This window comes from Planosporangium mesophilum, from assembly GCF_016863255.1.
Lineage (GTDB): Bacteria > Actinomycetota > Actinomycetes > Mycobacteriales > Micromonosporaceae > Planosporangium > Planosporangium mesophilum.
This window is the reverse complement of the sequence record NZ_BOON01000018.1, coordinates 98,935-123,294: the sequence shown is the minus strand read 5'-3', so window position 1 is coordinate 123,294 and position 24,360 is coordinate 98,935. Positions and strand designations below refer to the sequence as shown.

The 24,360-nt window shown below is 71.2% G+C and carries 25 protein-coding genes; 12 read left to right on the top strand and 13 right to left on the bottom strand.

Features of this window, described 5'->3' with window-relative positions; translation table 11 throughout:
• The first annotated feature begins 127 nt into the window (after nucleotides 1–127).
• Together Pme01_RS10430 and Pme01_RS10425 are read left to right on the top strand one after the other, a co-directional pair.
• Entirely contained in the window at nucleotides 128–577 is a 450-nt protein-coding gene (locus Pme01_RS10430) for a helix-turn-helix transcriptional regulator (protein ID WP_168114503.1), read from the top strand.
• A 225-nt stretch (nucleotides 578–802) separates the two neighbouring features.
• Nucleotides 803–1,057, top strand: coding sequence for a hypothetical protein (locus Pme01_RS10425; protein ID WP_168114502.1), 255 nt, complete (start codon nucleotides 803–805; stop codon nucleotides 1,055–1,057).
• 105 nt (nucleotides 1,058–1,162) lie between these two features.
• On the opposite strand, the gene Pme01_RS10420 is transcribed toward Pme01_RS10425, so the two are convergent.
• Nucleotides 1,163–1,324 (bottom strand): hypothetical protein, encoded by a 162-nt coding sequence (locus tag Pme01_RS10420; protein ID WP_168114501.1) that lies wholly within the window; start codon nucleotides 1,322–1,324, stop codon nucleotides 1,163–1,165.
• Nucleotides 1,325–1,477: 153 nt separating this feature from the next.
• Between Pme01_RS10420 and Pme01_RS10415 the strand changes: the two genes are divergently transcribed.
• A complete protein-coding gene (locus Pme01_RS10415; protein ID WP_168114636.1) occupies nucleotides 1,478–2,128 on the top strand; it encodes an HAD family hydrolase in 651 nt (216 codons plus the stop codon).
• Nucleotides 2,129–2,259: 131 nt separating this feature from the next.
• On the opposite strand, the gene Pme01_RS10410 is transcribed toward Pme01_RS10415, so the two are convergent.
• From Pme01_RS10410 to Pme01_RS10380, 7 genes are all read right to left on the bottom strand, one after another.
• Nucleotides 2,260–4,806, bottom strand: a complete 2,547-nt coding sequence (locus Pme01_RS10410) for an ABC transporter permease (RefSeq protein WP_168114500.1) — start codon at nucleotides 4,804–4,806, stop codon at nucleotides 2,260–2,262.
• A 1-nt stretch (nucleotide 4,807) separates the two neighbouring features.
• Complete coding sequence (locus tag Pme01_RS10405; RefSeq protein ID WP_168114635.1) at nucleotides 4,808–5,602, bottom strand: ABC transporter ATP-binding protein; 795 nt, start codon at nucleotides 5,600–5,602, stop codon at nucleotides 4,808–4,810.
• Between the two features lie 247 nt (nucleotides 5,603–5,849).
• Complete coding sequence (locus Pme01_RS10400; protein ID WP_168114499.1) at nucleotides 5,850–8,402, bottom strand: ABC transporter permease; 2,553 nt, start codon at nucleotides 8,400–8,402, stop codon at nucleotides 5,850–5,852.
• A complete protein-coding gene (locus Pme01_RS10395; protein WP_203935527.1) occupies nucleotides 8,402–9,181 on the bottom strand; it encodes an ABC transporter ATP-binding protein in 780 nt (259 codons plus the stop codon). Before Pme01_RS10395 ends, Pme01_RS10400 begins: the two co-directional genes overlap by 1 nt.
• Nucleotides 9,182–9,311: 130 nt before the next feature.
• The gene (locus Pme01_RS10390) at nucleotides 9,312–9,986 is read right to left on the bottom strand and encodes a response regulator (protein ID WP_168114497.1); all 675 of its coding nucleotides are present in this window, start codon (nucleotides 9,984–9,986) and stop codon (nucleotides 9,312–9,314) included.
• Nucleotides 9,983–11,188: a sensor histidine kinase gene (locus Pme01_RS10385; protein ID WP_168114496.1), complete on the bottom strand. Its 1,206-nt coding sequence runs from the start codon at nucleotides 11,186–11,188 to the stop codon at nucleotides 9,983–9,985. The genes Pme01_RS10390 and Pme01_RS10385 overlap by 4 nt, the downstream gene beginning before the upstream one ends.
• A gap of 83 nt (nucleotides 11,189–11,271) precedes the next feature.
• Entirely contained in the window at nucleotides 11,272–12,294 is a 1,023-nt protein-coding gene (locus Pme01_RS10380; RefSeq protein WP_168114495.1) for a RecB family exonuclease, read from the bottom strand.
• Nucleotides 12,295–12,580: 286 nt separating this feature from the next.
• Here Pme01_RS10380 and Pme01_RS10375 point away from each other — a divergent pair, with 286 nt between their 5' ends.
• Both Pme01_RS10375 and Pme01_RS10370 read left to right on the top strand, forming a co-directional pair.
• Nucleotides 12,581–13,531 (top strand): tRNA (adenine-N1)-methyltransferase, encoded by a 951-nt coding sequence (locus Pme01_RS10375; protein ID WP_239088144.1) that lies wholly within the window; start codon nucleotides 12,581–12,583, stop codon nucleotides 13,529–13,531.
• Complete coding sequence (locus Pme01_RS10370) at nucleotides 13,528–14,109, top strand: hypothetical protein (protein ID WP_168114494.1); 582 nt, start codon at nucleotides 13,528–13,530, stop codon at nucleotides 14,107–14,109. The genes Pme01_RS10375 and Pme01_RS10370 overlap by 4 nt, the downstream gene beginning before the upstream one ends.
• Nucleotides 14,110–14,114: 5 nt before the next feature.
• On the opposite strand, the gene Pme01_RS10365 is transcribed toward Pme01_RS10370, so the two are convergent.
• The gene (locus Pme01_RS10365; protein ID WP_168114493.1) at nucleotides 14,115–14,405 is read right to left on the bottom strand and encodes a ferredoxin; all 291 of its coding nucleotides are present in this window, start codon (nucleotides 14,403–14,405) and stop codon (nucleotides 14,115–14,117) included.
• A gap of 181 nt (nucleotides 14,406–14,586) precedes the next feature.
• Between Pme01_RS10365 and arc the strand changes: the two genes are divergently transcribed.
• The 6 genes from arc (at nucleotide 14,587) to prcA (ending at nucleotide 20,488) form a co-directional block, all read left to right on the top strand.
• Nucleotides 14,587–16,353, top strand: coding sequence for a proteasome ATPase (arc, locus tag Pme01_RS10360; protein ID WP_168114492.1), 1,767 nt, complete (start codon nucleotides 14,587–14,589; stop codon nucleotides 16,351–16,353).
• Nucleotides 16,354–16,592: 239 nt separating this feature from the next.
• Nucleotides 16,593–18,113 (top strand): depupylase/deamidase Dop, encoded by a 1,521-nt coding sequence (dop, locus tag Pme01_RS10355; protein WP_168114491.1) that lies wholly within the window; start codon nucleotides 16,593–16,595, stop codon nucleotides 18,111–18,113.
• 70 nt (nucleotides 18,114–18,183) lie between these two features.
• Nucleotides 18,184–18,402, top strand: a complete 219-nt coding sequence (locus Pme01_RS10350; protein ID WP_168114490.1) for a ubiquitin-like protein Pup — start codon at nucleotides 18,184–18,186, stop codon at nucleotides 18,400–18,402.
• 204 nt (nucleotides 18,403–18,606) lie between these two features.
• On the top strand, nucleotides 18,607–18,750 hold the full coding sequence (locus Pme01_RS31740; RefSeq protein WP_168114633.1) for an endonuclease domain-containing protein: 144 nt from the start codon (nucleotides 18,607–18,609) through the stop codon (nucleotides 18,748–18,750).
• 10 nt (nucleotides 18,751–18,760) lie between these two features.
• Complete coding sequence (gene prcB, locus Pme01_RS10340; protein ID WP_168114489.1) at nucleotides 18,761–19,600, top strand: proteasome subunit beta; 840 nt, start codon at nucleotides 18,761–18,763, stop codon at nucleotides 19,598–19,600.
• Nucleotides 19,601–19,657: 57 nt separating this feature from the next.
• Nucleotides 19,658–20,488 (top strand): proteasome subunit alpha, encoded by an 831-nt coding sequence (prcA, locus tag Pme01_RS10335; protein WP_168114488.1) that lies wholly within the window; start codon nucleotides 19,658–19,660, stop codon nucleotides 20,486–20,488.
• A 70-nt stretch (nucleotides 20,489–20,558) separates the two neighbouring features.
• Here prcA and Pme01_RS10330 read toward each other — a convergent pair whose 3' ends face one another.
• From Pme01_RS10330 to Pme01_RS10320, 3 genes are read right to left on the bottom strand one after another with little or no spacing between them, the layout of a single operon-like run.
• On the bottom strand, nucleotides 20,559–20,954 hold the full coding sequence (locus Pme01_RS10330; RefSeq protein WP_168114487.1) for a DUF2304 domain-containing protein: 396 nt from the start codon (nucleotides 20,952–20,954) through the stop codon (nucleotides 20,559–20,561).
• A gap of 4 nt (nucleotides 20,955–20,958) precedes the next feature.
• Nucleotides 20,959–21,648 (bottom strand): glycosyltransferase family 2 protein, encoded by a 690-nt coding sequence (locus Pme01_RS10325; RefSeq protein WP_168114486.1) that lies wholly within the window; start codon nucleotides 21,646–21,648, stop codon nucleotides 20,959–20,961.
• Between the two features lie 44 nt (nucleotides 21,649–21,692).
• Nucleotides 21,693–22,727, bottom strand: a complete 1,035-nt coding sequence (locus tag Pme01_RS10320) for a glycosyltransferase family 2 protein (RefSeq protein ID WP_168114485.1) — start codon at nucleotides 22,725–22,727, stop codon at nucleotides 21,693–21,695.
• A 191-nt stretch (nucleotides 22,728–22,918) separates the two neighbouring features.
• Here Pme01_RS10320 and Pme01_RS10315 point away from each other — a divergent pair, with 191 nt between their 5' ends.
• On the top strand, nucleotides 22,919–23,296 hold the full coding sequence (locus Pme01_RS10315; protein ID WP_168114484.1) for a GntR family transcriptional regulator: 378 nt from the start codon (nucleotides 22,919–22,921) through the stop codon (nucleotides 23,294–23,296).
• Nucleotides 23,297–23,332: 36 nt separating this feature from the next.
• Here the strand turns inward: Pme01_RS10315 and rfbD are convergent, their stop codons facing one another.
• Nucleotides 23,333–24,187: a dTDP-4-dehydrorhamnose reductase gene (gene rfbD / locus Pme01_RS10310; protein ID WP_168114483.1), complete on the bottom strand. Its 855-nt coding sequence runs from the start codon at nucleotides 24,185–24,187 to the stop codon at nucleotides 23,333–23,335.
• Between the last annotated feature and the right edge of the window lie 173 nt (nucleotides 24,188–24,360).

The window sequence follows — 24,360 nt, the reverse complement described above, 5'->3', positions numbered from 1 at the left end:
GGAGTTGATCAGCCGGGAGCGGGTCCCGGGTGGGGGCTGTTCCCCGAATCGCGTCTCTTCACCGGTGACGCGCAGGAGGGTGCGGCGACGTCATGACGCGACTCCGGCGCGACGTACGATCTTGTGTGTGACCAGCAGACCCGCCTCGGCGCAGCGCCTGCGCGACCTCGCGCGGCTGCGCCGTGTTCGCGACCGGATCGACCGGGAGTACGCGCAGCCGCTGGACGTCGAGGCGCTCGCCCGCGGCGCGCACATGTCGGCCGGACACCTCAGCCGCGAATTCCGGCTCGCCTACGGCGAGTCGCCGTACGCCTATCTGATGACCCGGCGCATCGAGCGCGCGATGGCGCTGCTGCGTCGTGGCGACCTCAGCGTCACCGAGGTCTGTTTCGCGGTCGGCTGTGCGTCGCTGGGCACCTTCAGCACTCGCTTCACCGAGCTGGTCGGTGTGTCGCCCAGTGTCTATCGGGGTCGGGCGGCGCGCGCGACGGTGGGGGTGCCGCCGTGTGTGGCGAAGCAGGTGACCAGACCGGTCAGGAATCGAGAAGCGCGGGTAGCCGAGCCGCACGTAGCGTGACGGCTATGGACATCACCATTCACACGAGCAACGCATGTCCATCATGATGACCGGGGCGTGGGTGCGGGAGCAGGTCACGCCGGCAGATCTGCCGCGTCGAACAAGCCCCTGAAAATGGCTGATTCATTGATGAAATGCGCCACCCCGGTTAGGTGAATTCTCAAATGGCGATGGCGTCCGAAAGGCTGGTGACGCGGCGGGGCGCTGGTCATTCACCATGTCCCGGTGGATGTGCCTCTGTCGATGGACCAGTCGCTGCACGTCACCGTCGGCGGACTCTATGCCGGCCTGGTCATCGGCTTCGGAGTCGGCTGGCTGTACGCGGTGTTCCAGCGCGCGTGGCGTGACCTGGCGAAGGAGAAGAAGGCGACCGCCGCGGCGGGTCGGATAGCGTGGTCCCGCTCCGCCGAGCTGGTAGTGCTGGGATTCCTGCTGGCGGTAGCGGCGGCCCTGATGCTCGGCAACATCGGCGGCCGGTAGCGCGCCGCGGCCGCTACCCGGACGATGGCACCGGCGGCGAGCCGCGCCGACCGCCGCGGAGGTCGACCCGCTCAGCCGCCGAGCGCCGCGACGGAATGAGCCCGGCTACTCCTCGTCGGACATCTCCCGGGCCCAACGACGGATGCGGGCGCGTTCCCCCTCCGCGTCGGCAATGCCGTGCTTGACCGCCAGGCGGATCACCCAGTACAGCACGAAGACACCCAAGATCCAGCTCAGCAGGGTGAGGAACAACTGCGTGCCGCTCATGGCGTCACCGTAGGCCAGGATCGTCGATCCATCCGCCCGGCGTCGCAAATCGGGCAGGCCCCGCCCCCCCTTGACCCGCTGTGGCGCCGCTCACCACCGTAAGTTTGATACCTCCGGCGAGATCATGAGGTGACTGTGGCGCGACTTGACGCGGTGCTGTTCGACATGGACGGCACCCTGGTCGACAGTGAGAAGGTGTGGGACGTCGGCCTGAAGGAGCTGGCGCGACGGTACGGGGGAGAGCTCTCCACCCCGGCCCGCACCCGGATGATCGGCACCAGCATGGCCGAGTCGATGGACATCCTCCACATCGACATCGCACAGCCGTGGCGGGACCCGGAGGAGAGCGTCCGGTGGCTGGAGAACCGGGTCGGTGAGCTGTTCGCCGCGGGGCTGCTCTGGCGGCCGGGCGCCCGCGAGCTGCTCGCCGAGGTACGGGCGGCCGGGCTGGCGACCGCGCTGGTCACCGCGACCCGCCGCAACCTCGTCGAGGTGGCGCTGGGCACCATCGGTGCGCACAACTTCGACGTCGTGGTCTGCGGCGACGAGGTGGGCCGCACCAAGCCGGACCCCGAGCCGTACCTGACGGCCGCCGCCAAGCTGGGTGCCGACCCGCGCCGGTGTGTGGCGGTCGAGGATTCGCCGACCGGCGTGGCGAGCGCGCACGCCGCCGGCTGTGTGGTCGTGGCGGTGCCGTGCGAGGTGGCGCTGACTCCGCCGGACGGTGTCGTCGAGATCGACAGCCTCGAGCGGATGGACGTGGCGACGATGCGAAAGCTCGTCGCGGGGCGCGCCGCCGCCTGACTGCGGTCGCGCGGGCCACCGTCAGGCGGCGGTCGCACGCCGTTTCAGCAACCGGTCGAGAGCACGACGGCGGCGCGCGAGGTGTCCCTCCGCGCGCCGCCGTCCCCCCGTACCCCGGTTGAGCAGAGCCCTCACTCGTGGGCGATCGCCCCGAGTACGTTGATCCGCGCGGCCCGTACCGCCGGCAGCACCGCGGCGACGACACCGACCACGCCGGCCAGGACCAGGTACACGCCCATCTGCGACCACGGCAGTGCCAGGCTGGTGATGCCTTCGGAGCGCAGCGCCCGTACCACCGCGGCACCCAGCCCGCAGCCGACCGCTAGGCCGAGCAGCGCCCCGAACACCGAGATCACGACCGACTCGACCGTCACCATGCGCATCACCTGGCCCCGGCGCAGCCCGATCGCCCGCAGTAGCCCCAGTTCGCGGGTACGCTCCAGGACCGACAGGGCGAGGGTGTTGACGATGCCCAGCACGGCGATGAGGATCGCCAGCGCCAGCAGGACCTGGATCATCATCAGGACCGCGTCGAACTGCTTGGTCTGTTGCTGGATGTAGCCGCTGCGGTCGGTGACGTTGACCTCGGGGCTGTCGGCCAGCAGCCTGTCGATCTGGGCGCGGACCGCCGCGACGTCGGCGCCCGGCACGACCCGCACGTACGCCCACGACGGCTGCGGTACCCGCAGGTCGCCGACGACCGACGGGGACAGCATGATGCTGTTGAACACGTCGTTCTTGGCCAGCACGGCGGCGACCGTCATGGTGTGCGGGGCGCCCCGCGACAACTGCACCGTGACCGTCGAACCGGCGTGCAGGTTGAGGATCTTGGCGTGGGCCTCGTCGATGGCGAGCTGGTCGGGGCCAAGCGGCCCGATGCTGCCCTCCTTGGCGTTCAGCGGGAACATGCGGGCCATCGCCGGCAGGTCCGTGACGACGTCGACGCCCCAGCCCTGGCCGTTGAGGGTCGCCCGGTCGTAGTATTCGCCGGCGACGTCGCGCACGCCGGGGATGCCGCGCATCTTGTCCAGTACCGCCGGGTCGAACGTCGGTGGCATCTCGGCCATCTGCTCGCCGGACACGATCAGGTCCGCCTTGACCAGGGTGTCGCCCTGCTTGTGCAGCGTCGCGGTCACCGAGCTGAGGATGACGTTGACACCGGTGATCAGCGCCAGGCCGACCATGAGGGCGGCCGCGGTGATCGCGGTGCGCCGGGGGTTGCGGCCGGAGTTGAGCCGGCCCAGCTTGCCCGGCACCGACCAGGAGAACAGCCGGCCCAGCACGGACACCACCGGGCGCGCGAGCACCGGGGTCAGCAGAGCCACCCCGATGAAGCTCACCAGCACCCCAGCCATGATCAGCCACATTGTGCTGTCGCCGGCCTTGCCTGACAGCCCGTACCCTCCGACGGTGGCCCCTGCGGCCGACATCAGGCCGCCGGCGACGGTGATCTTCGTCAGCGGCCGGTCCGGGGTGGCCGCCTCCTGCAGCGCGGCGACCGGCGGGATCCGCGAGGCGCGCAGCGCCGGCAGCAGCGCGGCGACGAGCGTCACGACCAGGCCCACGCCGAACGCGCCGATGACGGCGGCCGCCGGCACCCCGATGCTCGCCAGCGGCAGGTCGGTACCGCCGACGTGGCCGAACACGTACGCGAGGCCGGCGCCGACGCCGATGCCCGCCGCGAGGCCGACGACGGACGCGACCAGGCCGATGGCGGCCGCCTCGACCAGGACGGCCCCGATCATCTGGCGACGGCTGGCGCCGACCGCGCGCATCAGCGCCAGCTCCCTGGTGCGCTGCGCGACGATGATCGAGAAGGTGTTGAGGATCAGGAAGACGCCGACGAACAGCGCCACCCCGGCGAAGCCGAGCAGGATGTTGTTGAAGAAGCTCAAGCCCTGGCGGAAGCTGTCCACCGTGGCGGCCTGGAGCTCCTTGCCGGTCTTGACCTCGTACCCGCCGCCGACCTCGGCGCGCACCGCGTCGCGTACCTTCTCCGGGCTCTGCCCGGGCGCGGCGGTGACGTCGATGCTGGAGTACGTGCCCTTGGCGCCGAGCATCAGCTCCTGCGCGACCGGCTCGGTGAAGGCGACGAACATCGAGCCGCCGATGGAGTCCCGGTCACCGCTGTATCCGAAGATGCCCACCAGGGTGAAGGTCTTCTTCGGCTGCAGCGTGAGCACGCCGACCCGGTCGCCGACCTTGATACCGGCGGCCTTCGCGAGTGCGGCGTTGACGGCGATCTCGTCGGCGGCCTGCGGGCCACGCCCCTCGCGCAGCTGTACCAGGTCGGACGTCCCGGTCCAGTTCGTACCGAGCCGGGGGGCGCCCATCGTCGTGACGACCTTGCCGTTGCCGCCGATGACCCGGGCGCCGTCGGCCTGCGCGACCCCGGTCGCGGTGGCGACGCCGGGCACCGACCGTACCTTCGCCACCAGGTCGGCGGGCAGGTTGGTGGGGCGTTCACCGCTGTCGACGCCGGCGACCGCCGGCTTCGCCGTCACAGCCACGTCCGTGCCGGCGTAGACGCCGGCGAACAGGCTGTCGAACGAGCGCCCCAGCGTGTCGGTGAGCACGAACGCCCCCGACACGAACATCACCCCGAGGACCACCGCCAGCCCCGACAGGACCAGCCGCAGCTTGCGGGACAGGACGCTTTTGAGCGTGGCGCGGAGCATGTCAGGCCACCGCCGCCATGGTGTCGAGGTTCTTCATCGTGTCGAGGACCGCCTCGGCGGTGGGCTCGCGGAGTTCGTCGACGATTTGGCCGTCGGCGAGGAAGATGACGCGGTCGGCGTAGGAGGCGGCGTTGGCGTCGTGGGTGACCATGACGATGGTCTGTCCGAACTGGCGCACGGAGTTGCGTAGGAAGCCCAGGACCTCGGCGCCGGAGCGGGAGTCGAGGTTGCCGGTGGGTTCGTCGGCGAAGATGACGTCGGGTCGGGAGACCAGGGCGCGGGCGCAGGCGACGCGTTGTTGTTGGCCGCCTGACAGTTGGGTGGGTCGGTGGCGCAGTCGGTCGCGTAGGCCGACGGTGTCGATGACGGTGTCGTACCACTGGCGGTCGGGTTTGCGGCCGGCGATCGACAGGGGTAGCAGGATGTTCTCCTCGGCCGTCAGTGTGGGTAGCAGGTTGAACTGTTGGAAGATGAAGCCGACCTTGTCGCGGCGCAGGTCGGTCAGGCCGCGGTCGCCGAGGCCGGTGATGAGGGTGTCGCCGACGTAGACCTCGCCGCGGGTGACCGAGTCCAGGCCGGCCAGGCAGTGCATCAGGGTGGACTTGCCCGACCCGGACGGTCCCATGATGGCGGTGTAGCGGCCGCGTTCGAGGCCCACGCTCACCCCGCGCAGCGCGGCCACCTCGGCCTCGCCGCTGCCGTACACCTTCCACACGTCCACCGCTCGGGCCGCCGCACCGCTCGTATCCGCCGCGCCGCTCTGCCGCGTGGCGCCCGGTCTGTGTGCCCCACCCATCGTGAGTGTCACCGCTCCTCCATGGCCTTCGTCGTGTCGTTGTCGAAGACCATCGTCGGTGCTCCCAACTCCGGTTACGTCCGCCCGACGGGGGAGGCGGACACCGGTTTCCGGGTCGGGGTCCGCCCGCACGGGTCATCCGGGAAATTCCCGGACCCGGGGACCGCTGCGGCCGGCGCGGGAGCCGTCTACCAGTGGCGGAACGGGTCAGGGGAGCCCCGAGACGAGGCTCCCCTGACGTCTGCCCTCACTCGTACGCGATCGCCTTCAGCACGTCGAGCCGGGCGGCCCGGATCGCCGGGATGATCGCGGCAACCACGCCGACGAAGGCGCCGGCCACGACGTACCCGACCATCAGCCCCCACGGCAGGGACAGCTCGGTGATGCCCTTGTCCTTGAGGGCACGTACCACCGCCGCCCCCAGCCCGGCGCCGACCGCGATGCCGAGCAGCGAGCCGAACAGCGAGATCACGACCGACTCGACCGTCACCATGCGCATCACCTGGCCCCGGCGCAGCCCGATCGCCCGCAGCATGCCCAGCTCGCGGGTGCGTTCCAGCACCGACAGCACCAGCGTGTTGACGATGCCGAGGACCGCGATGAGCATCGCGACGCCGAGTAGGACCTGCACGATCGTCAGGACGATGTCGAATATCTGGGTCTGGTTGCCCAGCCACTCCTCGCGGGTCGCCACGTTGACCTCGGGGCTGTCGGCGAGGATCCGGTCGACCTCGCCCTTGGCCGCCGTCGTGACGGCGCCGGGCCGCAGCTTGACGTACGCCTGGACGGCGGTCGACGTCCGGAAGCCGGCGGTCGCGTCGGGCCAGGACAGCAGGATGCCGCCCGCGCCCGGGCCGGAGGGGTAGGTACCGACAACCCGCAGCTGGCGCGGCTCGCCGCGGGGCAGCTGGATCGTGACCTGGTCGCCGATGGTCCACCCGCGACCCTTCGCCGTCGCCTCGTCGACGACCATCTCCCCGGCACCCAGCCTGTCGACCCGTCCGATCTTGGGCTTGAGCTTGAGGATCCGGGCCGCCGCGGCCTGATCGTCGAAGGCCGCCACGAACTGCGATTTGCCGCCGATCATCGCGGCGCCGTACGCCTGGCCGGCCACCGCATCCACCGTGGACAGCGCCCGTACCCGGGCCAGCGCGACCGGGTCGATCGCTGGCGGGATCGCCGACGTCTGCTGGCCGGAGATGATCAGGTCGGCCTGGACCTGCTGGTCGACGATCTTGCTGACGCTGCTGCTGACCGACGTGAAGATCGTGCTGATGCCGGTGACCAGCGCGATGCTGATCATCATCGCCGCCGCGGTGATCGCCGTGCGGCGCGGGTTGCGCGCCGAGTTGCGCCGGCCCAGCTTGCCCGCCACCGACCAGGCGAACAGCCGCCCGAGTACCGACACCACGGGTCGGCCCAGCAGCGGGGTCAGCAGCGCGACCGCGATGAACGTGACGAAGACGCCGCCGACCACCCACCAGATCGTGTTGTCGTGCGCCTTGCCCGACAGGCCGAAGGCGAGCGCGCCGCCCCCGCCCGCCGCCAGTACACCGCCCGCGGCCGTCAGCTTGGTCAGCGGCCGGTCGGCGGTACCCGCCTGGCGCATCGCCGCCACCGGCGGCACCCGGGACGCCTGGAACGCGGGCAGCAGGGCGGCCAGGATCGTCACTCCGACCCCGACGACGAATGACACGATCCACGCCGCCGGCGGTACCCCGACGCCGGCGACGTCGTCGATACCGGTGAGCTTCGCCAGCGCGAACGCGCCGCCCGAGCCGATACCGACGCCGAGGCCGAGACCGACCAGCCAGGACACGACGCCGATGAGCGAGGCCTCCAGCAGTACCGAGCCGATCATCTGACGCCGGCTCGCGCCCATCGCGCGCAGCAGCGCCAGTTCCTGGGTGCGCTGCGCGACGATGATCGAGAAGGTGTTGAGGATGAGGAACACCCCGACCAGCAGGGCCACGGCGGCGAAGCCGAGCAGGATGTACGTGACGAACGACAGCGCCTTCTTGATCTGGTCGGACTGCTTCTTGGCCAGGTCGGCACCGGTGTCGACCTGGTAGGACGGGCCCACCTCGGCGCGCAGGGCGTCGCGTACCTTCGTCAGGTCCCGCTTGTCGGCGACCTTGACGTCGATGACGTTGTAGACGCCGGTCGCGCCGAGCATGAGTTGCTGCGCCACCGGCTCGGTGAAGGCGACGGTCTGCTCGCCGCCGATGGAGTCGCGGCCTCCGGCGTACCCGAAGATGCCCACCACCGTGAACGTCTTCTTCGGCTCGAGGGTGAGCACGCCGACCTGCTCGCCGACCTTGAAGTTTCCGATCTTGGCCAGGCCGGCGTTGAGGGCCACCTCACCGCTCGCCTGCGGACCCCGGCCTTCGCGCAGCGAGATCAGTTGGTCCTCGCCGGTCCAGTTGATCCCGAAGCGGGGAGCGCCGCCGGCGCCCCCTACGACCTTGCCGTTGCGCCCGACCACCCGGGCGCCTTCGGCGGCCACGGTGCCGGTGGCCTTCGCCACCCCGGGAACCGCGGCCACCTTGCCGACCACCGTGGACTGGATGTTGGCCGGTACGGCGCCGCCGTCCCCGCCGCCGTCCACCTTCGGCTTGGCCTGCACCTGGATGTCGGTGTAGTCGTACGCGTTGGTGAACAGCGAGTCGAAGGTGCGGCCGAGCGTGTCCGACAGTATGAACGCCCCCGACACGAACATCACCGCGAGCACCACCGCCAAGCCGCTGAGCAGCAGCCGCAGCTTGCGGGAGAGCAGGCTCTTGAAGGTCGCGCGCAGCATCACAGGACCCCGGTGGCGCGGTCGGCGACGGCGGCCGCGGTCACGTCGAGCCGTTTGAGCCGGTCGAGGACCGCCTCGGCGGTGGGCTCGTGGAGTTCGTCGACGATTTGTCCGTCGGCGAGGAAGATGACGCGGTCGGCGTAGGAGGCGGCGTTGGCGTCGTGGGTGACCATGACGATGGTCTGTCCGAACTGGCGCACGGAGTTGCGTAGGAAGCCCAGGACCTCGGCGCCGGAGCGGGAGTCGAGGTTGCCGGTGGGTTCGTCGGCGAAGACGACGTCGGGTCGGGAGACCAGGGCGCGGGCGCAGGCGACGCGCTGTTGTTGGCCGCCTGACAGTTGGGTGGGTCGGTGGCGCAGTCGGTCGCGCAGGCCGACGGTGTCGATGACGGTGTCGTACCACTGGCGGTCGGGCTTGCGGCCGGCGATCGACAGGGGCAGCAGGATGTTCTCCTCGGCCGTCAACGTGGGTAGCAGGTTGAACTGTTGGAAGATGAAGCCGACCTTGTCGCGGCGCAGGTCGGTCAGGCCGCGGTCGCCGAGGCCGGTGATGAGGGTGTCGCCGACGTAGACCTCGCCGCGGGTGACCGAGTCCAGGCCGGCCAGGCAGTGCATCAGGGTGGACTTGCCCGACCCGGACGGTCCCATGATGGCGGTGTAGCGGCCGCGTTCGAGGCCCACGCTCACCCCGCGCAGCGCGGCCACCTCGGCCTCGCCGCTGCCGTACACCTTCCACACGTCCACCGCTCGGGCCGCAGCCGTCGCCAGAGTCGCGGTCACATTTTCCCCCTTGAGAGATCCCCGTTTCGTTCCCCACCGACGGTAAAGGGTGGGAGCGAGTCGTGAGTCATTCCCGGGGCTAGAAGTCAAGTCCGTCTCACGGATGAGGACGGCTCCGCCGCGCGGGCGGTCACGCGCGGGGTCGGACGAGGCCGCTCTCGTACGCGAGGACGACGGCCTGGACCCGGTCGCGCAGCCCCAGCTTGGTCAGCACGTGGCCGACGTGGGTCTTCACCGTCGCCTCGCTGACCTGGAGCTCGCGCGCTATCTCCGCGTTGGACAGTCCCCGCGCGACCTGGACCAGCACCTCCCGCTCCCGCTCGGTGAGCAGCCCGAGGTTGGGCGGCGGGGCGGCATCGGGATCGGGCAGCGCCTCGGCGAAGCGGTCGAGCAGTCGCCTGAGGATGCGCGGCGCGACGACGGCCTCGCCGGCGGCCACGGTACGGATGGCGGTGACGAGATCCTCGGCCGGCACGTCCTTGGCCAGGAACCCGCTGGCGCCCGCGCGCAGCGCGCCCACCACGTACTCGTCCAGGTCGAACGTGGTCAGGATCAGCACCCGTACCGGCAGCCGCGCCGCGACGATCGTCCGGGTGGCCGCGACGCCGTCCATGCGGGGCATGCGGATGTCCATGAGCACCACGTCGGGCAGCAGTCGGCGCGCCAGGTCGACCGCTTCGACGCCGTCGCCGGCCTCGCCGACCACGTCGAGGTCGGGTTCGCCGCCGAGCACCATCCGGAACCCGGTCCGCAGCAGCGGCTGGTCGTCGACGAGCAGCACACGTACGGGCCTCGCTTCGGTCACTGTGCCGCTCCGTCCAGCGCATCCACGGGAATCCTCGCCGACACCCGGAAGCCACCGCCCGGGCGGGGCCCGGTGCGCAGAGTACCGCCGTAGAGCGTGACCCGCTCCCGCATCCCGAGCAGGCCGTGGCCGACCCGTTCACCGCCCGGCCGGGGGCCGCGCCCGGTGTCACAGATCTCCAGGGTCAGCCAGTACGTGCCGACGTCCAGCCGTACCTCCGCGGTGGCGGAGCCGGCGTGCTTGAGCGCGTTGGTCAGCGCCTCCTGCACGATCCGGTAGATCGTGAGCGCGACGCCGGGGTCCAGCGTCCGGGCGTCGCCGGTCATCGTCAGCGTGACCGGCAGCCCCGCCTCGCTGACCTGCTCCACCAGCCCGGCCAGGTGCGCCATGCCGGGCTGCGGGGCCAGTTCGCCGGCCGGCTCCTGGTCGGTGCGCAGCACGTCGAGCAGCCGCCGCATCTCGCGCAGCGCCGTCCGCCCGGTCTCCTCGATCGTCGCGAGCGCCTCGTCGGCGGCCGCCGGGTCGCGGTGCAGGGCGCGACGGGACCCGGTCGCCAGTACCCCCATGACGCTGACGTGGTGGGCGACCATGTCGTGCAGTTCGCGGGCGATGCGCCGCCGCTCGTCGGCGACCGCCTGCGCGGTGAGGGCCTGCTGGTTGCGTTCGGCGTCGCGGGCCCGTTCGGTCAGGGCGGCGACGTACGCGCGGCGATGGTGGACGGTCCGGCCCGCGGTGACGCAGAGCAGGACGGCCATCGTGGCGAACACGATGAAGTAGGGCGGCGCCAACTGCATCGGCGGTAGCCGGGTGTCCAGCAGGAACAGGCCGAAGACCAGGGGCGGTGTCCACAGCAACCCGGCCGCGAGCACCGCTCGCCGCAGTGGCAGCCACGCGGCGGCGGTGTAGGTGAGCACGACGATGCCCACCGCCTCGACCTGCAGCAGGCGGGGGACCAGCAGTGACACCAGCGTGTGCGCCGTCAGCAGGCCGACGGCGAGCATGGTGGCCCGCCGCCGCAGCGTGATCGTCGCCATCGCGAGCGCGCTCCACAGTAGCCCGGCCGGCAGCGGGGCCGGCCAGGAGTTACCCGGGCGCAACAACCACAGCGCCGCGACGCCGGCGTACAGCAGCGCGGCGAGCAGGGCGTCGGCGAGCAACGGATGTCGGCGCAGGTACGTGCGGGGCGCCTGCCGGGCGGTCATGGCGTCAAACGCTAGCCGGCTTCCGGTCCGCTGGGATCGTCGCCGGCGCCGAGGGCTCCTCCTCCGCTGGGAGGACGGGCGGCTCACTCCGCACCCGGAGCGTCCTCCCCGGTGGGCAACGGCGCGCCGGGCGCGGCCACCGCCACCGGGTACGGCGGTGGGTTGCCGCCGAACGCGGGGCAGTGGGCCTGGTGGGAGCACCAGCCGCAGAGGCGGCTCGGCTTGGGGCGGAAGTCACCGGTCTGCCTCGCCCGCTCGATCGCCTGCCACAGCGCCAGCAGGTTGCGCTCGAAGCGCAGCAGCTCGTCGAGGTCGGGGCTGTAGTCGCAGACCTCGGCGTCGCGCAGGTACAGCAGGCGCAGGACCCGCGGCACGACGCCGTGGATGCGCCAGAGCACCAGGGCGTAGAACTTGAGCTGGAACAGGGCGCGCGCCTCGAACGCCTCGCGCGGCGCCCCGCCGGTCTTGTAGTCGACCACCCGCAGGTCGCCGGCGGGGGAGATGTCCAGCCGGTCCACGTAGCCCCGGATGAGCAGCCGGTCGTCGACGACCGCCTCGATGAGCGTCTCGCGCTGGGCGGGCTCCAGGCGGCGCGGATCCTCCATCGTGAAGTAGCCGGACAGCAGGTCGGTGGCGGAGGCGAGGAACTCCTCCGGGGTCAGGGTCGGTGGCACGGTCGCGTCGCCGGCTGTCGCCGCCGTCGCGTCGCCGGCCGCCGCGCCGTCCCCGGGTGCCGGTGCGAACAGGCCGGCCAGGTCCTCCTGCTCAGCCAGCAGCCGCTGCCACTGCGGTGCGACCAGCTCAGCGGCGCGTTCGGGGGTGCGCTCGGACGCGGGCAGGTCGAACAGCCGTTCGAGGACGGCGTGCACGAGCGTGCCGCGCACCTGGTCGGCGGAGGGCTGCTCGGGCAGCCGGTCGATGGTACGGAACCGGAACAGCAGCGGGCAGGTCTTGAAGTCGGCCGCCCGCGACGGCGACAGCGACGGCAGCCGGGGCGGCGCCTCGGGCGCCGCCGTACTCTGCTCCGTTCCCGCCGTCGTCGCCTCCGTGTGAATGGGGGTCGACGACGTCGACTCGGAGGGGTCCCGCAGCTTCTCGACCGTCATGTGTGACAGGCTAGGGCAGCCCTGTGACGAAACCCGGCCCGCGTCGTCGGCGCGGACCGTGGCGTCGGGCACCCGCGCCGGCGGGTACCGCTACCGGACGCCCTACCGGCCGACCCTCCCGGAGACCGCCTCCCGGCTCCGGGTGAGGATGTGGTGGGAGTCCCAGGCGGCGCCGGCGCCGCGAAATCCGCTCACCCCTCGAGGAGACCCCACGGTGACCGTTCCGTACCCCGCCACGTCGACCACGCCCGGCGATGAGAACGCCGCCGGCGGCAACGCCGGCAACCTGCCGCCGGCGCGGCGGGGGCCGTTCCAGGTCGGGGACCGGGTGCAGCTCACCGACCCGAAGGGGCGGATGCACACCATCGTCCTGGAGCCGGGCAAGACGTTTCACACCCACCGCGGCGGCCTCGAGCACGACGACCTCATCGGCCGCCCCGACGGCAGCGTGGTGACGTCCGCCGGCGGTACCGCGTACCTGGCCCTGCGCCCGCTGCTGGCCGACTACGTCCTGTCCATGCCGCGCGGCGCACAGGTGATCTACCCCAAGGACGCCGCCCAGATCGTCGCGATGGGTGACGTCTTCCCCGGTGCCAAGGTGCTCGAGGCCGGTGCCGGCTCGGGGGCGTTGACCTGCTCGCTGCTGCGGGCGGTGGGGTCGACCGGGCAGGTGGTCTCGTACGAGCTGCGCCCCGAGTTCGCCGAGATCGCCCGCCGCAACGTCGAGGCGTTCTTCGGCGTCATTCCGCAAAATTGGACTCTTCGCATAGGCGACGTGGCGGACTGTGACGAGGCCGGGTTCGACCGCATAATCCTTGACATGCTGACCCCGTGGGAGGTGCTCGACATGGTCGAGCGCGGTCTCCTGCCGGGCGGCGTGCTGATCGGCTACGTGGCGACCACCCCGCAACTGTCCGAGCTGGTCGAGGCGCTGCGCGAGCGGGGCGGGTGGACCGAGCCGCGGGCCTGGGAGAGCCTGGTACGCGACTGGCACGCCGAGGGGCTCGCGGTACGCCCGGACCATCGTATGATCGCCCACACCGCGTTCCTGGTGAGCAGCCGGCGCCTCGCCCCCGGGGTGGTCGCGCCGCCCCGGCGGCGTAAGCCGAGCAAGGGCGCCGAGGCGTACGCGCTGCGCCGGGGCGCGGCCGCCGCCGGTGGCTCGGCCAACGGAGCGGCCGCCGACGCCGACCGGGCCGGGAGCGGTCGAGGGCAGGACGATCCGGAGGTGACATGACCCGGCCCAGCTTCGGTGGCGAGATCCCCGCCGTCTTCCCGGACTGGTCGCCCTACCAGGACCTGGAGTCGGCGGCCCGGGCCTACCTGCGCGACCCCGAAATCGCCCTGGAGGCGCTGTCCGGCGTGCTGCGCGGTGCCAGCGTGCTGGGCTTCACCCTGGAGCGCTTCGTCAACGAGGTCAACGGGGTGTGGCAGGAGGTCGTCGTCTGCGACGGGACCCGGCTGGTGCTGTGGCACGGTGAGGACGTGCCGCCCGGCGACGGGCCGCCGGGCTCGATGACGTCGTCGGTACGCGTGGTGGCGCTGTCGGCGGTGACCGAGGTGGGCTGCCGCCAGCGTCTGACCCGTACCGCGACCGGGGCCGTCCGGGTCGACAGCATCGACGTCTACCTGCTGCTCACGTCGCTGGACGAGGCCGGCGGGCCGGCGACCGAGGAGGCCACCACGCCGACGACGATGCGCCACGACGCCCTGCGCTTCGGCAAGACGCTTGACGACGGCGGCGCCGGGCAGATCAGCCGGCTCGAGGAGTTCGCCCGGCTGGTCTCCTCGCTGGTCGGCCGCCCGATGATCTGAAGCGGTCAGTCCTCCGCGGAGGGGCCGGCCACCGGCGCGCCGTCACTGGCGCGCTGTACGTGGATGCAGTCGCCGGGGCACTCCTTGGCCGCGTCGATCACCTCGAGGCGCAGGTGGGCCGGAACACCGACGCGGCTGCCCTCGGCGAGTTGAAGGTCGCCCGACTCGTCCTTGACGTAGGCGAGGCCGTCGACATCGAACTCGAAGACCTCCGGCGCGTACTGGACGCACAGCCCGTCACCGGTACAGAGGTTCTGGTCCACCCAGACCTGCAGTTCATCGGTATCGACAGTCATGTTGTCCCTCTTGTTCCTCAAGGCACGCCTGGATGTCGACGCTACCGGATCAACCACCGGGCGCCTACAGCGCGTCGCCCGGATTGGTAACACATCACGCCGTGGCGTTTGGTACGAGGCTTTGTGGGCGATCAGCAGTTAGTGTTAGAGCACGACGTTCAAAGCCCCGGGGAGGTGGGACGTGGCACGCAGCGACGACGCGGAGACGCGCGCCGCACGGTGGGAGAAGGATGCCCACGATCTCTCCAACCAGGTCGCGTTCCTGCAGGAAGAGATCGCCCTGCTGCGGCGCAAGCTGACCGAGAGTCCGCGACACGTCCGCCAGCTCGAGGAGCGGCTGGCGGCGGCTCAGGCTCAGATCGCGCGGATCACGGAGAACAACGAGCGCATGGTCGCCACGCTCAAGGAAGCGCGTGCGCAGATCATCACGCTCAAGGAGGAGGTCGACCGCCTGGCGCAGCCGCCGAGCGGGTACGGCGTATTCCTGACCAGGCATGACGACGGCACCGTGGACGTGTTCACCGGCGGGCGGAAGCTGCGGGTGGCCGTGTCCCCGACGATCGAACTGGATGAGTTGCGGCGGGGCCAGGAGGTCCTGCTCAACGACGCCCTCAACGTGGTCGACGCGTTCGGCTTCGAGCGCAGCGGCGAGGTCGTCATGCTGAAGGAGGTTCTCGAGGGGGGCGACCGCGCCCTGGTGATCTCCCACGCTGACGAGGAGCGCATCGTGCTGCTCGCCGACACGCTCGTCGATGAGCCGCTGCGCGCCGGCGACTCGCTCATGATCGAGCCCCGGTCGGCGTACGCGTACGAGCGGATCCCCAAGAGCGAGGTCGAGGAGCTCGTGCTGGAGGAGGTCCCGGATGTCGACTACACCGACATCGGCGGCCTGTCCCGGCAGATCGAGCAGATCCGTGACGCGGTGGAGCTGCCGTTCCTGCACGCCGACCTGTTCCGCGAGCACCAGCTGCGCCCGCCGAAGGGCGTCCTGCTGTACGGCCCGCCCGGCTGCGGCAAGACCCTCATCGCCAAGGCGGTGGCCAACTCGCTGGCCAAGAAGATCGCCGAGAAGCGTGGCGAGGAGAAGCGGGCCAGCTACTTCCTCAACATCAAGGGCCCGGAGCTGCTCAACAAGTACGTCGGCGAGACCGAGCGGCACATCCGGCTGATCTTCCAGCGAGCCCGGGAGAAGGCCGGCGAGGGTACCCCGGTGATCGTGTTCTTCGACGAGATGGACTCCGTCTTCCGCACCCGCGGCTCCGGGGTCTCCTCCGATGTGGAGAATACGATCGTCCCGCAGCTGCTCAGCGAGATCGACGGCGTCGAGGGGCTGGAGAACGTCATCGTCATCGGCGCCTCCAACCGGGAAGACATGATCGACCCGGCGATCCTGCGGCCGGGTCGGCTCGACGTCAAGATCAAGATTGAGCGCCCGGACGCCGAGGCGGCCAAGGACATCTTCAGCAAGTACATCCTCACCGGCCTGCCGTTGCACTCCGACGACCTGGCCGAGCACGGCGGGTCCACCGAGGCGACGGTGGCGGCGATGATCGACGCCGTGGTCATGCGGATGTACTCCGAGACCGAAGAGAACCGGTTCCTCGAGGTCACCTACGCCAACGGTGACAAGGAGGTCCTGTACTTCAAGGACTTCAACTCGGGCGCCATGATTCAGAACATCGTCGACCGCGGCAAGAAGATGGCCATCAAGGACTTCCTGTCCAACGGACAGAAGGGACTGCGCCTGCAGCACCTACTGGACGCCTGCGTCGACGAGTTCCGTGAGAACGAGGATCTGCCCAACACGACCAACCCCGATGACTGGGCTCGGATCTCCGGCAAGAAGGGCGAGCGGATCGTGTACATCCGCACGCTCGTCTCCGGCGGCAAGGGCGCGGAATCGGGGCGGTCGATAGAGACCGCTACCAACACCGGTCAGTACCTGTAGCGCCGAGGCGTACGGGGCGTCCGCGACCGGCGGGCGCCCCGTTGGCGTTGGAGGGCCGGGGTCGTCGGTGCCTCCCCGGGGTGCCGCGGCGCCGGTCGGTCAGGCTGATGCGCAGCACGTCCGGTCACCGATTCGGGACAGGGCGCCGTAGGCTCGTTGCAGGGGAGCGGGCGACGACCGGGGCGTACGCCCCGGGCAATGCGAGGGAGCGGCATGAGCGAGCGTAGCGAGGCGACGCGATGAGCGTGCGGCGGGTCATGGGCACCGAGATCGAGTACGGCGTGTCGGTACCGGGGCAGCCCGGCGCCAACCCGATGGTCACGTCGTCGCAGGTGGTCAACGCCTACGGCGCGCGGCCCGAGTTGACCCGGGGCGGCCGGGCCCGCTGGGACTACGAGGAGGAGTCACCGCTGCGGGACGCCCGTGGCTTCAGCTACTCCGGTGCCCTGTACGACCCGGCCGAGGCCCTCGCCGACGAGGACCTGGGCCTGGCCAACGTGATACTGACCAACGGCGCCCGCCTGTACGTCGACCACGCCCACCCGGAGTACTCGACCCCGGAGGTCACCAACCCGCGTGACGCGGTGCTGTGGGACAAGGCGGGGGAGCGGGTGATGGCCGAGGCGTCCCGCCGGGCGGCCACCATCCCCGGCGCGCACCCGATCCACCTGTACAAGAACAACACCGACAACAAGGGCGCCAGCTACGGCGCGCACGAGAACTACCTGATGCGCCGGTCGACGCCGTTCGCCGACATCGTGATGCACCTGACCCCCTTCTTCGTCACCCGCCAGATCGTGTGCGGCGCGGGACGGGTCGGCATCGGCCAGGACGGCAACACGCCCGGCTTCCAGATCTCCCAGCGCGCCGACTTCTTCGAGGTCGAGGTCGGCCTGGAGACCACCCTCAAGCGGCCCATCATCAACACCCGCGACGAGCCGCATGCCGACGCCGACAAGTACCGCCGGCTGCACGTCATCATCGGCGACGCCAACCTGTCCGAGATCTCCACGTACCTGAAGGTCGGCACCACCTCGCTGGTGCTGTCGATGATCGAGGAGAAGGCGCTCCCCGGCGATCTGGGGATCGCCGACCCGGTCAGTGAGCTCAAGGCGGTCAGTCACGACCCGTCGTTGAAGCACCTGGTCCGCATGCGCGACGGACGCCGGCTGACCGCGCTGGACATCCAGTGGGCGTTCTACGAGCGGGCCCGGGCGTTCGCCGAGGCCCGCCGAGGCGAGGACGAGACCGAAGAGATGACCTTCGACGTGCTGGACCGCTGGGAGAGCATCCTGGACCGGCTCGGCCGCGATCCCGGGCTGTGCGCCGATGAGCTGGACTGGGTGGCCAAGCTGCGCCTGCTGGACGGGTACCGGGAGCGGGAGTCGCTCGGCTGGGCATCGCACAAGCTGCAACTGGTCGACCTGCAGTACTCCGACGTGCGGCTGGAGAAGGGGCTCTACCACCGCCTGGTCGCGCGCGGGTCGATGAAGACCCTGTTCGGCGAGGACGAGGTACGCCGGGCGATGGTCGAACCGCCAGGCGACACCCGCGCCTACTTCCGTGGCCGCTGCCTGGCCCAGTACGCGTCCGAGGTGGTCGCGGCCAGCTGGGACTCGGTCATCTTCGATGTGGGACGGGAGTCGCTGGTGCGGGTACCGATGATGGAGCCCGAGCGGGGGACCCGCAAGCACGTGGGCGCTCTGTTCGACCGCTGCGCCAGCGCCAAGGATCTGCTCGAGGCGATCACTTCCGGGTAACGTCGGAGGATCGCGGTACGTTGGCACGCACAAGAGAGCACGCACCGGCAGTGTGCGGAGGAGGGCCCGCATGGCAACTCGTGAACCCGGCGGACAGTCGCAGTCCGGCCGTTCCCGCCGTGAAGAAGACATAGACCAGGCGCCTGCCCCCGAGGCCAATGCCGAGGTGACGGAGCGCCACGAGAAGCTGAGCGAGGACGTCGACGACCTGCTCGACGAGATCGACTCGGTCCTCGAGGAGAACGCGGAGGAGTTCGTCCGGGGCTACGTCCAAAAGGGCGGAGAGTAATCCGCCCGTCCGGTCCGAGGGGGCCGGGCGGACCCGGCGCCGGTCAGCGGTGAGCCCCCCGTCACCGCGGGCAGTGCCATGACCAGTGCGGTGACGCGGCAGCCGACCGGCTGCCGCGGCGCCCGCGGGTACCACCGTCAGACGTCGCTACGCCTCGGCCAGAAGTTTGAGGTGCTTCTGGGCGAGTAGGGCGGCGTCTGTGCGATCCGCGGCACGCTCTACCCCGATCATGTTGACCACGATCATCTGTTCGGTAACGTACGTGGCATTCTCTGCTTCAGCCGTGACGACGGTCTGGGTCAGGTCGGTGACGACCTCCAGCACCCGAGCACGGCGATCAGATACTGAAAGGAACCACGTGGCAGCGGGCTTCGATCCTTCCGGGCGCTTCCCGGCCGTGTTCACCAGGCCGGGATCGTCGTCGTTCAGCGAGTTCCTGAGCACCGCCGCGCCGGACCTGCTGCCCGGCCGGCGCCCGCTGCCCGCCGGCCACTCCGCCGACGTCTCGCCGCACGCGACCACGATCGTCGCGATCATCTGTGCAGAGGGCGTAGTGATGGCCGGTGACCGCCGGGCCACCATGGGCAACCTCATCGCGAGCCGCGACATCGAGAAGGTCTTTGCCGCGGACGCGTACTCGCTCGTCGGCATCGCGGGTACGGCCGGCGTCGGCATCGAGTTGATGCGGCTGTTCCAGGTCGAACTCGAGCACTACGAGAAGATCGAGGGCGCGATGCTCTCGCTGCACGGCAAGGCCAACCGGCTGGCGACGATGATCCGCAACAACCTCGGGGCGGCCCTGCAGGGCCTGGCCGTCGTCCCGCTGTTCGCCGGCTTCGACGTGGACGCCGAGGACCCCGCCCACGCCGGGCGCATCTTCAGCTTCGACATCGCCGGTGGGGTCTACGAGGAGAAGGGCTACGACGCCATCGGCTCGGGCTCGATCTTCGCGAAGTCGGCGCTCAAGAAGCGGTACCGTGCCGGCGTCAGCCTCGACGACGGGGTCCGCCTGGCGATGGAGGCGCTGTACGACGCCGCCGACGACGACACCGCCACCGGCGGCCCCGACCTGACCCGGCGCATCTTCCCGGTCGTGATGACCGCGACCGCGGACGGTTCGCGGCGGCTGACCGACGAGGAGGCGGCCGCGGTGGCAGAGGAAGTGGTCCGCGCCCGGATGGAGAACCCGGGCGGCTGACGCCCGCCCACGCAGTCCGCAAGTCGACGATCGCCGTAGAAGGAGACACGAGCCGCCGTGGCCATGCAGTTCTACGCCTCACCCGAGCAGATCATGCGGGACCGCTCGGAGTACGCCCGCAAGGGCATCGCCCGTGGTCGCAGCGTGGTCGTGCTCACCTACGAGGGCGGGGTGCTGTTCGTCGCCGAGAACGTGTCGACCGCCCTGCACAAGGTCAGCGAGATCTACGATCGGATCGGGTTCGCCGCGGTCGGGCGGTTCAACGAGTTCGAGAACCTGCGCGCCGCCGGGATCCGCCACGCCGACCTGCGCGGCTACTCGTACGACCGGCGGGACGTGACCGCGCGATCCCTGGCCAACGCGTACGCCCAGACGCTGGGCGCCATCTTCACCGAGCAGTCCAAGCCGTTCGAGGTGGAGATCTGCGTCGCCGAGGTCGGCAGCCGGCCGGAGCGCGACGAACTGTACCGGCTCACCTACGACGGGTCGGTGTACGACGAGTCGGGCTCCGGCACGATCGCGATGGGCGGGCAGGCGGACTCGATCCTCCAGGTACTGGGGGCCCGCCACCGCTCTGACATGACGCTGCACGACGCCGCGCGGCTGGCGGTGGAGGCGCTGGGCAGCGTCGGCGGCGAGGGCGGCCAGCCGCGCCAGATCGACGCCGGCCAGCTCGAGGTCGCCGTGCTCGACCGGCGCCGGCCGGGGCGTACCTTCCGGCGGATCACCGGCGCCGCGCTCGCCCCGCTGCTGGCCCCTGCCGAGGACGGTGGCGTCGGGGACGCCGACAAGGCCGCCGGAGACGAGCCGACGGTCGCGGAGCCGGGCACGTCGCCGGCGGACAAGTCCCCGGGCGGGGTCGACCCGCTCGCCAACGGCGAGGGCTGACCGGCCTGCCCCGGAGTCGGACAACCCGGCGCCTGACCCGCCGCGAGCGGCGGGTCAGGCCCGGTAGGGGTCAGGCCGGCGGGTCCGCCGCGACCGGCGGGCGCGGCGGCAGCAGCCCGCGGTCGCGGTTGAGTACCTCGGCGTCGCGGATCGCGACCGCCCGCGCCAGCTCGGTGACCCGCTGCTCGCTCTCGCGTAGCCGCAGGTAGAAGTTGATGACCGCGAACACGAACGTCACGATCAACGCGTACAGCAGCAGGTCCGCGCCGCGGCCGACGCCGAAGAGGTGTGCCACCCAGGTGGTGGCCTCGGGGTACACCACCGCGACGGCGTTGAGCAGAAGGAACGCGATGAACGCCAGGCGCTTGCCGGCCTGCATGCGTACCCCGTGCTGGCCCCGTACGAACATGATGAGGAAGCCGACGACCGCCGTCAGCAGGACGGCCTGAAAGATCATGAGCTTCATGTCGTCACTTCCCGCGCCGTGACATCGAGACGTCGAACAGGATGTTGACGCCGTTGATCAGGGACTGGCCCTTGGCCCGTGAGTAGTCGGTGTAGAGGATCGTCACCGGGTACTCCACGACGCGCCAGTCGGAGCGGGCGAGGACCGAGGCGATCTCGGAGGCGTGGGCCATTCCGTTGTGCGTGATGCGCAGCCGCTCGGCCGCCCCGCGGCCGAACACCCGCAGCCCGTTGTGCGCGTCGGTGAGCTTCAGGCGGCGCGCGGTGGGGCTGAGGGCGACGACGGTGCGCAGCACCACCCGCTTGATCCACGGGACGGACGCCGCGTTCTGGAGGAAGCGGGAGCCGAGCACGACGTCGGCCTCGCCCGACCGGGCCAGCTCCAGCATCCCGACGACGTCCTCGACGCGGTGCTGCCCGTCGGCGTCGAAGGTGACGAAGTACCGGCCGCCGGTACGGGCGAGCGCGTAGCTCACCCCGGTCTGCAGCGCCGCGCCCTGCCCCATGTTGATCGGGTGGCGGACCAGGTGGGCCCGGGTACCGAGGATCTCCTGCGCGGAGGCGTCGGTGCTGCCGTCGTCGACGCACACGACGTTGGGGAACGTCGTGAGCACCTGCTCCACGACGCCGGCGATCACCTTCTCCTCGTTGTACACGGGGATGACGACCCACACGTCCGCATTGCTCCGGATCACACGCTCACCCCTCAGCCGTACGCCGGCTCATGATAGGCCGGTGGTCACACCAGCGGACGCACGAGCCGCCAGTACGCGCGCATGACCGCGTTCAGCGGTCCGACCACGGCCGGCAGGTCGATCGCGCTGGTGGACACCTGGTCGGTCAGCAGGCCCATCCACTGCCGGTCGGTGAGCGTACGCTCGCCCTGCAGCAGCCGCCGGCGGCGCCGGATGTGGCCGGCGCGCCCGAGCAGCCACCGCCAGCTCCGCAGCTTGGCCCCCAGCCACCCCTGCCTGGCCGCCAGGGCCACCATGGCGAGCTCCAGGCCGAGCAGGGCGGGCGCGAGCAGCAGCAGGGCACGCCAGCCCCACAGCGTGGCCAGGAACATCAGCCGGTTGCGCTCGATGAGGTAGAACTTGAACTCGTTGCGGGAGAACTCGTACCGGTGCACCGCCACCGCGTCGGGGACGTACACCACCCGCCGGCCGCGCCGCCACACCCGCATCGACAGCTCGGTGTCCTCGTGGTAGGCGAAGTACTCCGGGTCGAAGCCGCCGAGCTCCTCCCACAGCGCCCGCCGCATCAGCAGGCAGGCGCCGCTGGCGACGGCGACGTCGACCGGTTCGGTGCCCTCCTCCGGCTCGCCCATCCGTCCGGCCCAGGTCAGGCCGAGGATGTGGACCGGGTTGCCGGCGGAGTTGATGAGCCGGGGGTCGTCGGGCAGCCGGACACTGCCGCCCGCGATGCCGATCTCCGGGCGGGCGGCCTCGGCGGCCAGCCGGGCCAGGGTGGTCGGCTCGACGACCGCATCGCCGTTGACCAGCGCGAGGTACTCGCCCGTCGCGACCGAGGCGCCGGCGTTGCAGCCGCCCGCGAAGCCCAGGTTCTCCCCGGGGCGCACCACGCTCACGCCGGGCAGCCGCTCGAGGACCTCGACGTCGTCGGTGGTACACCCGTTGTCGACCAGCACCACGTCGCAGGCCACCTTCTCGGAGGCGAGCAGGGCCTCCACGCAGCGGCGCAGCCACGGCTCGGCCTTCCAGGCGAGGACGACGGCGCTCACCCGTGGCAGAACCGCCTCCCGGTCCGCGGTCATCCTCGGCCTCCCGTCGGTCATCCGTGCGCCGTCCGTCGGCGATCCGTGCGTGGTCCGTCGGTCGTCCGTGCCCGGCGCACGGCCAGGGTAGCGGTATCCACGACACCGACAACGTGTATTGCTACATTAAGACAAGCGTTAACACAAATCACGGGCGGCCGGACCGGTTGCCGCGCGGGAGGGGGAGGCCGATGATGATCGAGGTCGATCCGGCGTCGCCGGTTCCTCCGTACGAGCAGGTGCGCGCCCGCATCGCGGCGCTTGCCGGGGAGGGCCAGCTGGCGGCGGGTACCCGGCTGCCCACGGTCCGTCAGCTCGCCGGTGATCTCGGTCTCGCGGTCAACACCGTGGCCAGGGCCTACCGCGAACTGGAGGCGGCCGGGCTGGTCCAGACCCGGGGCCGGCACGGCACGTTCGTCACCCACCGGGCCAGCGGCGTGCCCGCCGAGGCCGAGCGGCTCGCGGCCCGGTACGCCGAACAGACCCGGCACCTGGGCCTGAGCCCGGCCCAGGCGCTGGACCTGGTGCACGCGGCGCTGGGCCACCCCGAGGTCGACCGGAAGGCCTGAGCGGCCGGGCCCGCGGTCAGCGGCGGTCAGCGGCGGTCAGCGGCGGGCGGCGAGCAGGTGTGGCAGGGCGACCTCGAGCATGTCCCGCCAGTGCGGCAGCGGCGGCAGGCCGGCGACCGCCCAGCGGTCGTGCCCGAGCACGCTGTACGCCGGCCGGCGCGCCCGGCGTACGAACTTCTCGCTCGTCGTCGGGCGGACCCGGGCGGGATCCAGCCCGGCCCCGGCGAAGACGGCGCGCGCCAGCTCGTACCAGGTGGTCTCGCCGGCCGCGGTGCCGTGGTAGACCCCGGCCGGTACGTCGTCGGCCGAGCCGATCTCCACCAGGCGCTCGGCGAGGGCGTACGACCAGGTCGGCTGGCCCCACTGATCGTTGACCACGTCGACGTGGTCGCGGTCGGCGGCCAGGCGAAGCATCGTGGCCACGAAGTTGGTCCCGTGCGCGCCGTACATCCACCCGGTGCGCACGACCAGGGCGCCCTCGGCCAGCGCAGCCTGCTCGCCGGCGAGCTTGCTCCGCCCGTACGCGTTGACCGGATCGGCCGGGGCGTCCTCGGGGTACGGCCGGACCGCGTCACCGCGGAAGACGTAGTCGGTGGACAGGTGCAGCAGCCGCGCGCCGGCGGCCCGGCTGGCCGCGGCGAGGACGCCGACCGCGGTGCCGTTGACGGCGAGCGCCCGCTCGTACGCGGTCTCGGCGCCGTCCACGTCCGTCCAGGCGGCCGCGTTGACCACGACGTCGTGACCGGGTACCGCGGCTGCGACCGCCGCCGCGTCGCACAGGTCCAGGTCGGCGTGGGTGAGGGCGGTGACGGGCAGGCCGTGGCGGCCGAGCACCTCGACGACGTCCCGGCCGAGCATGCCCGCCGCACCGGTCACCAACCAGCGCGTCACCGTCCGGCTCGTGCTTTCCAGCCGATGATCCCGGCGCCGCCGGTGACGGCGGCGGAACCGGCGTCGCCGGCACAGCCGGTCACGAGGATCCCCACGAGGCCGGGAGTCTATCGGATCACGCTCTCCGCGACGGTAGCAAAGCCGACACGCGTCCCGGACGCCGCGTCGCAACC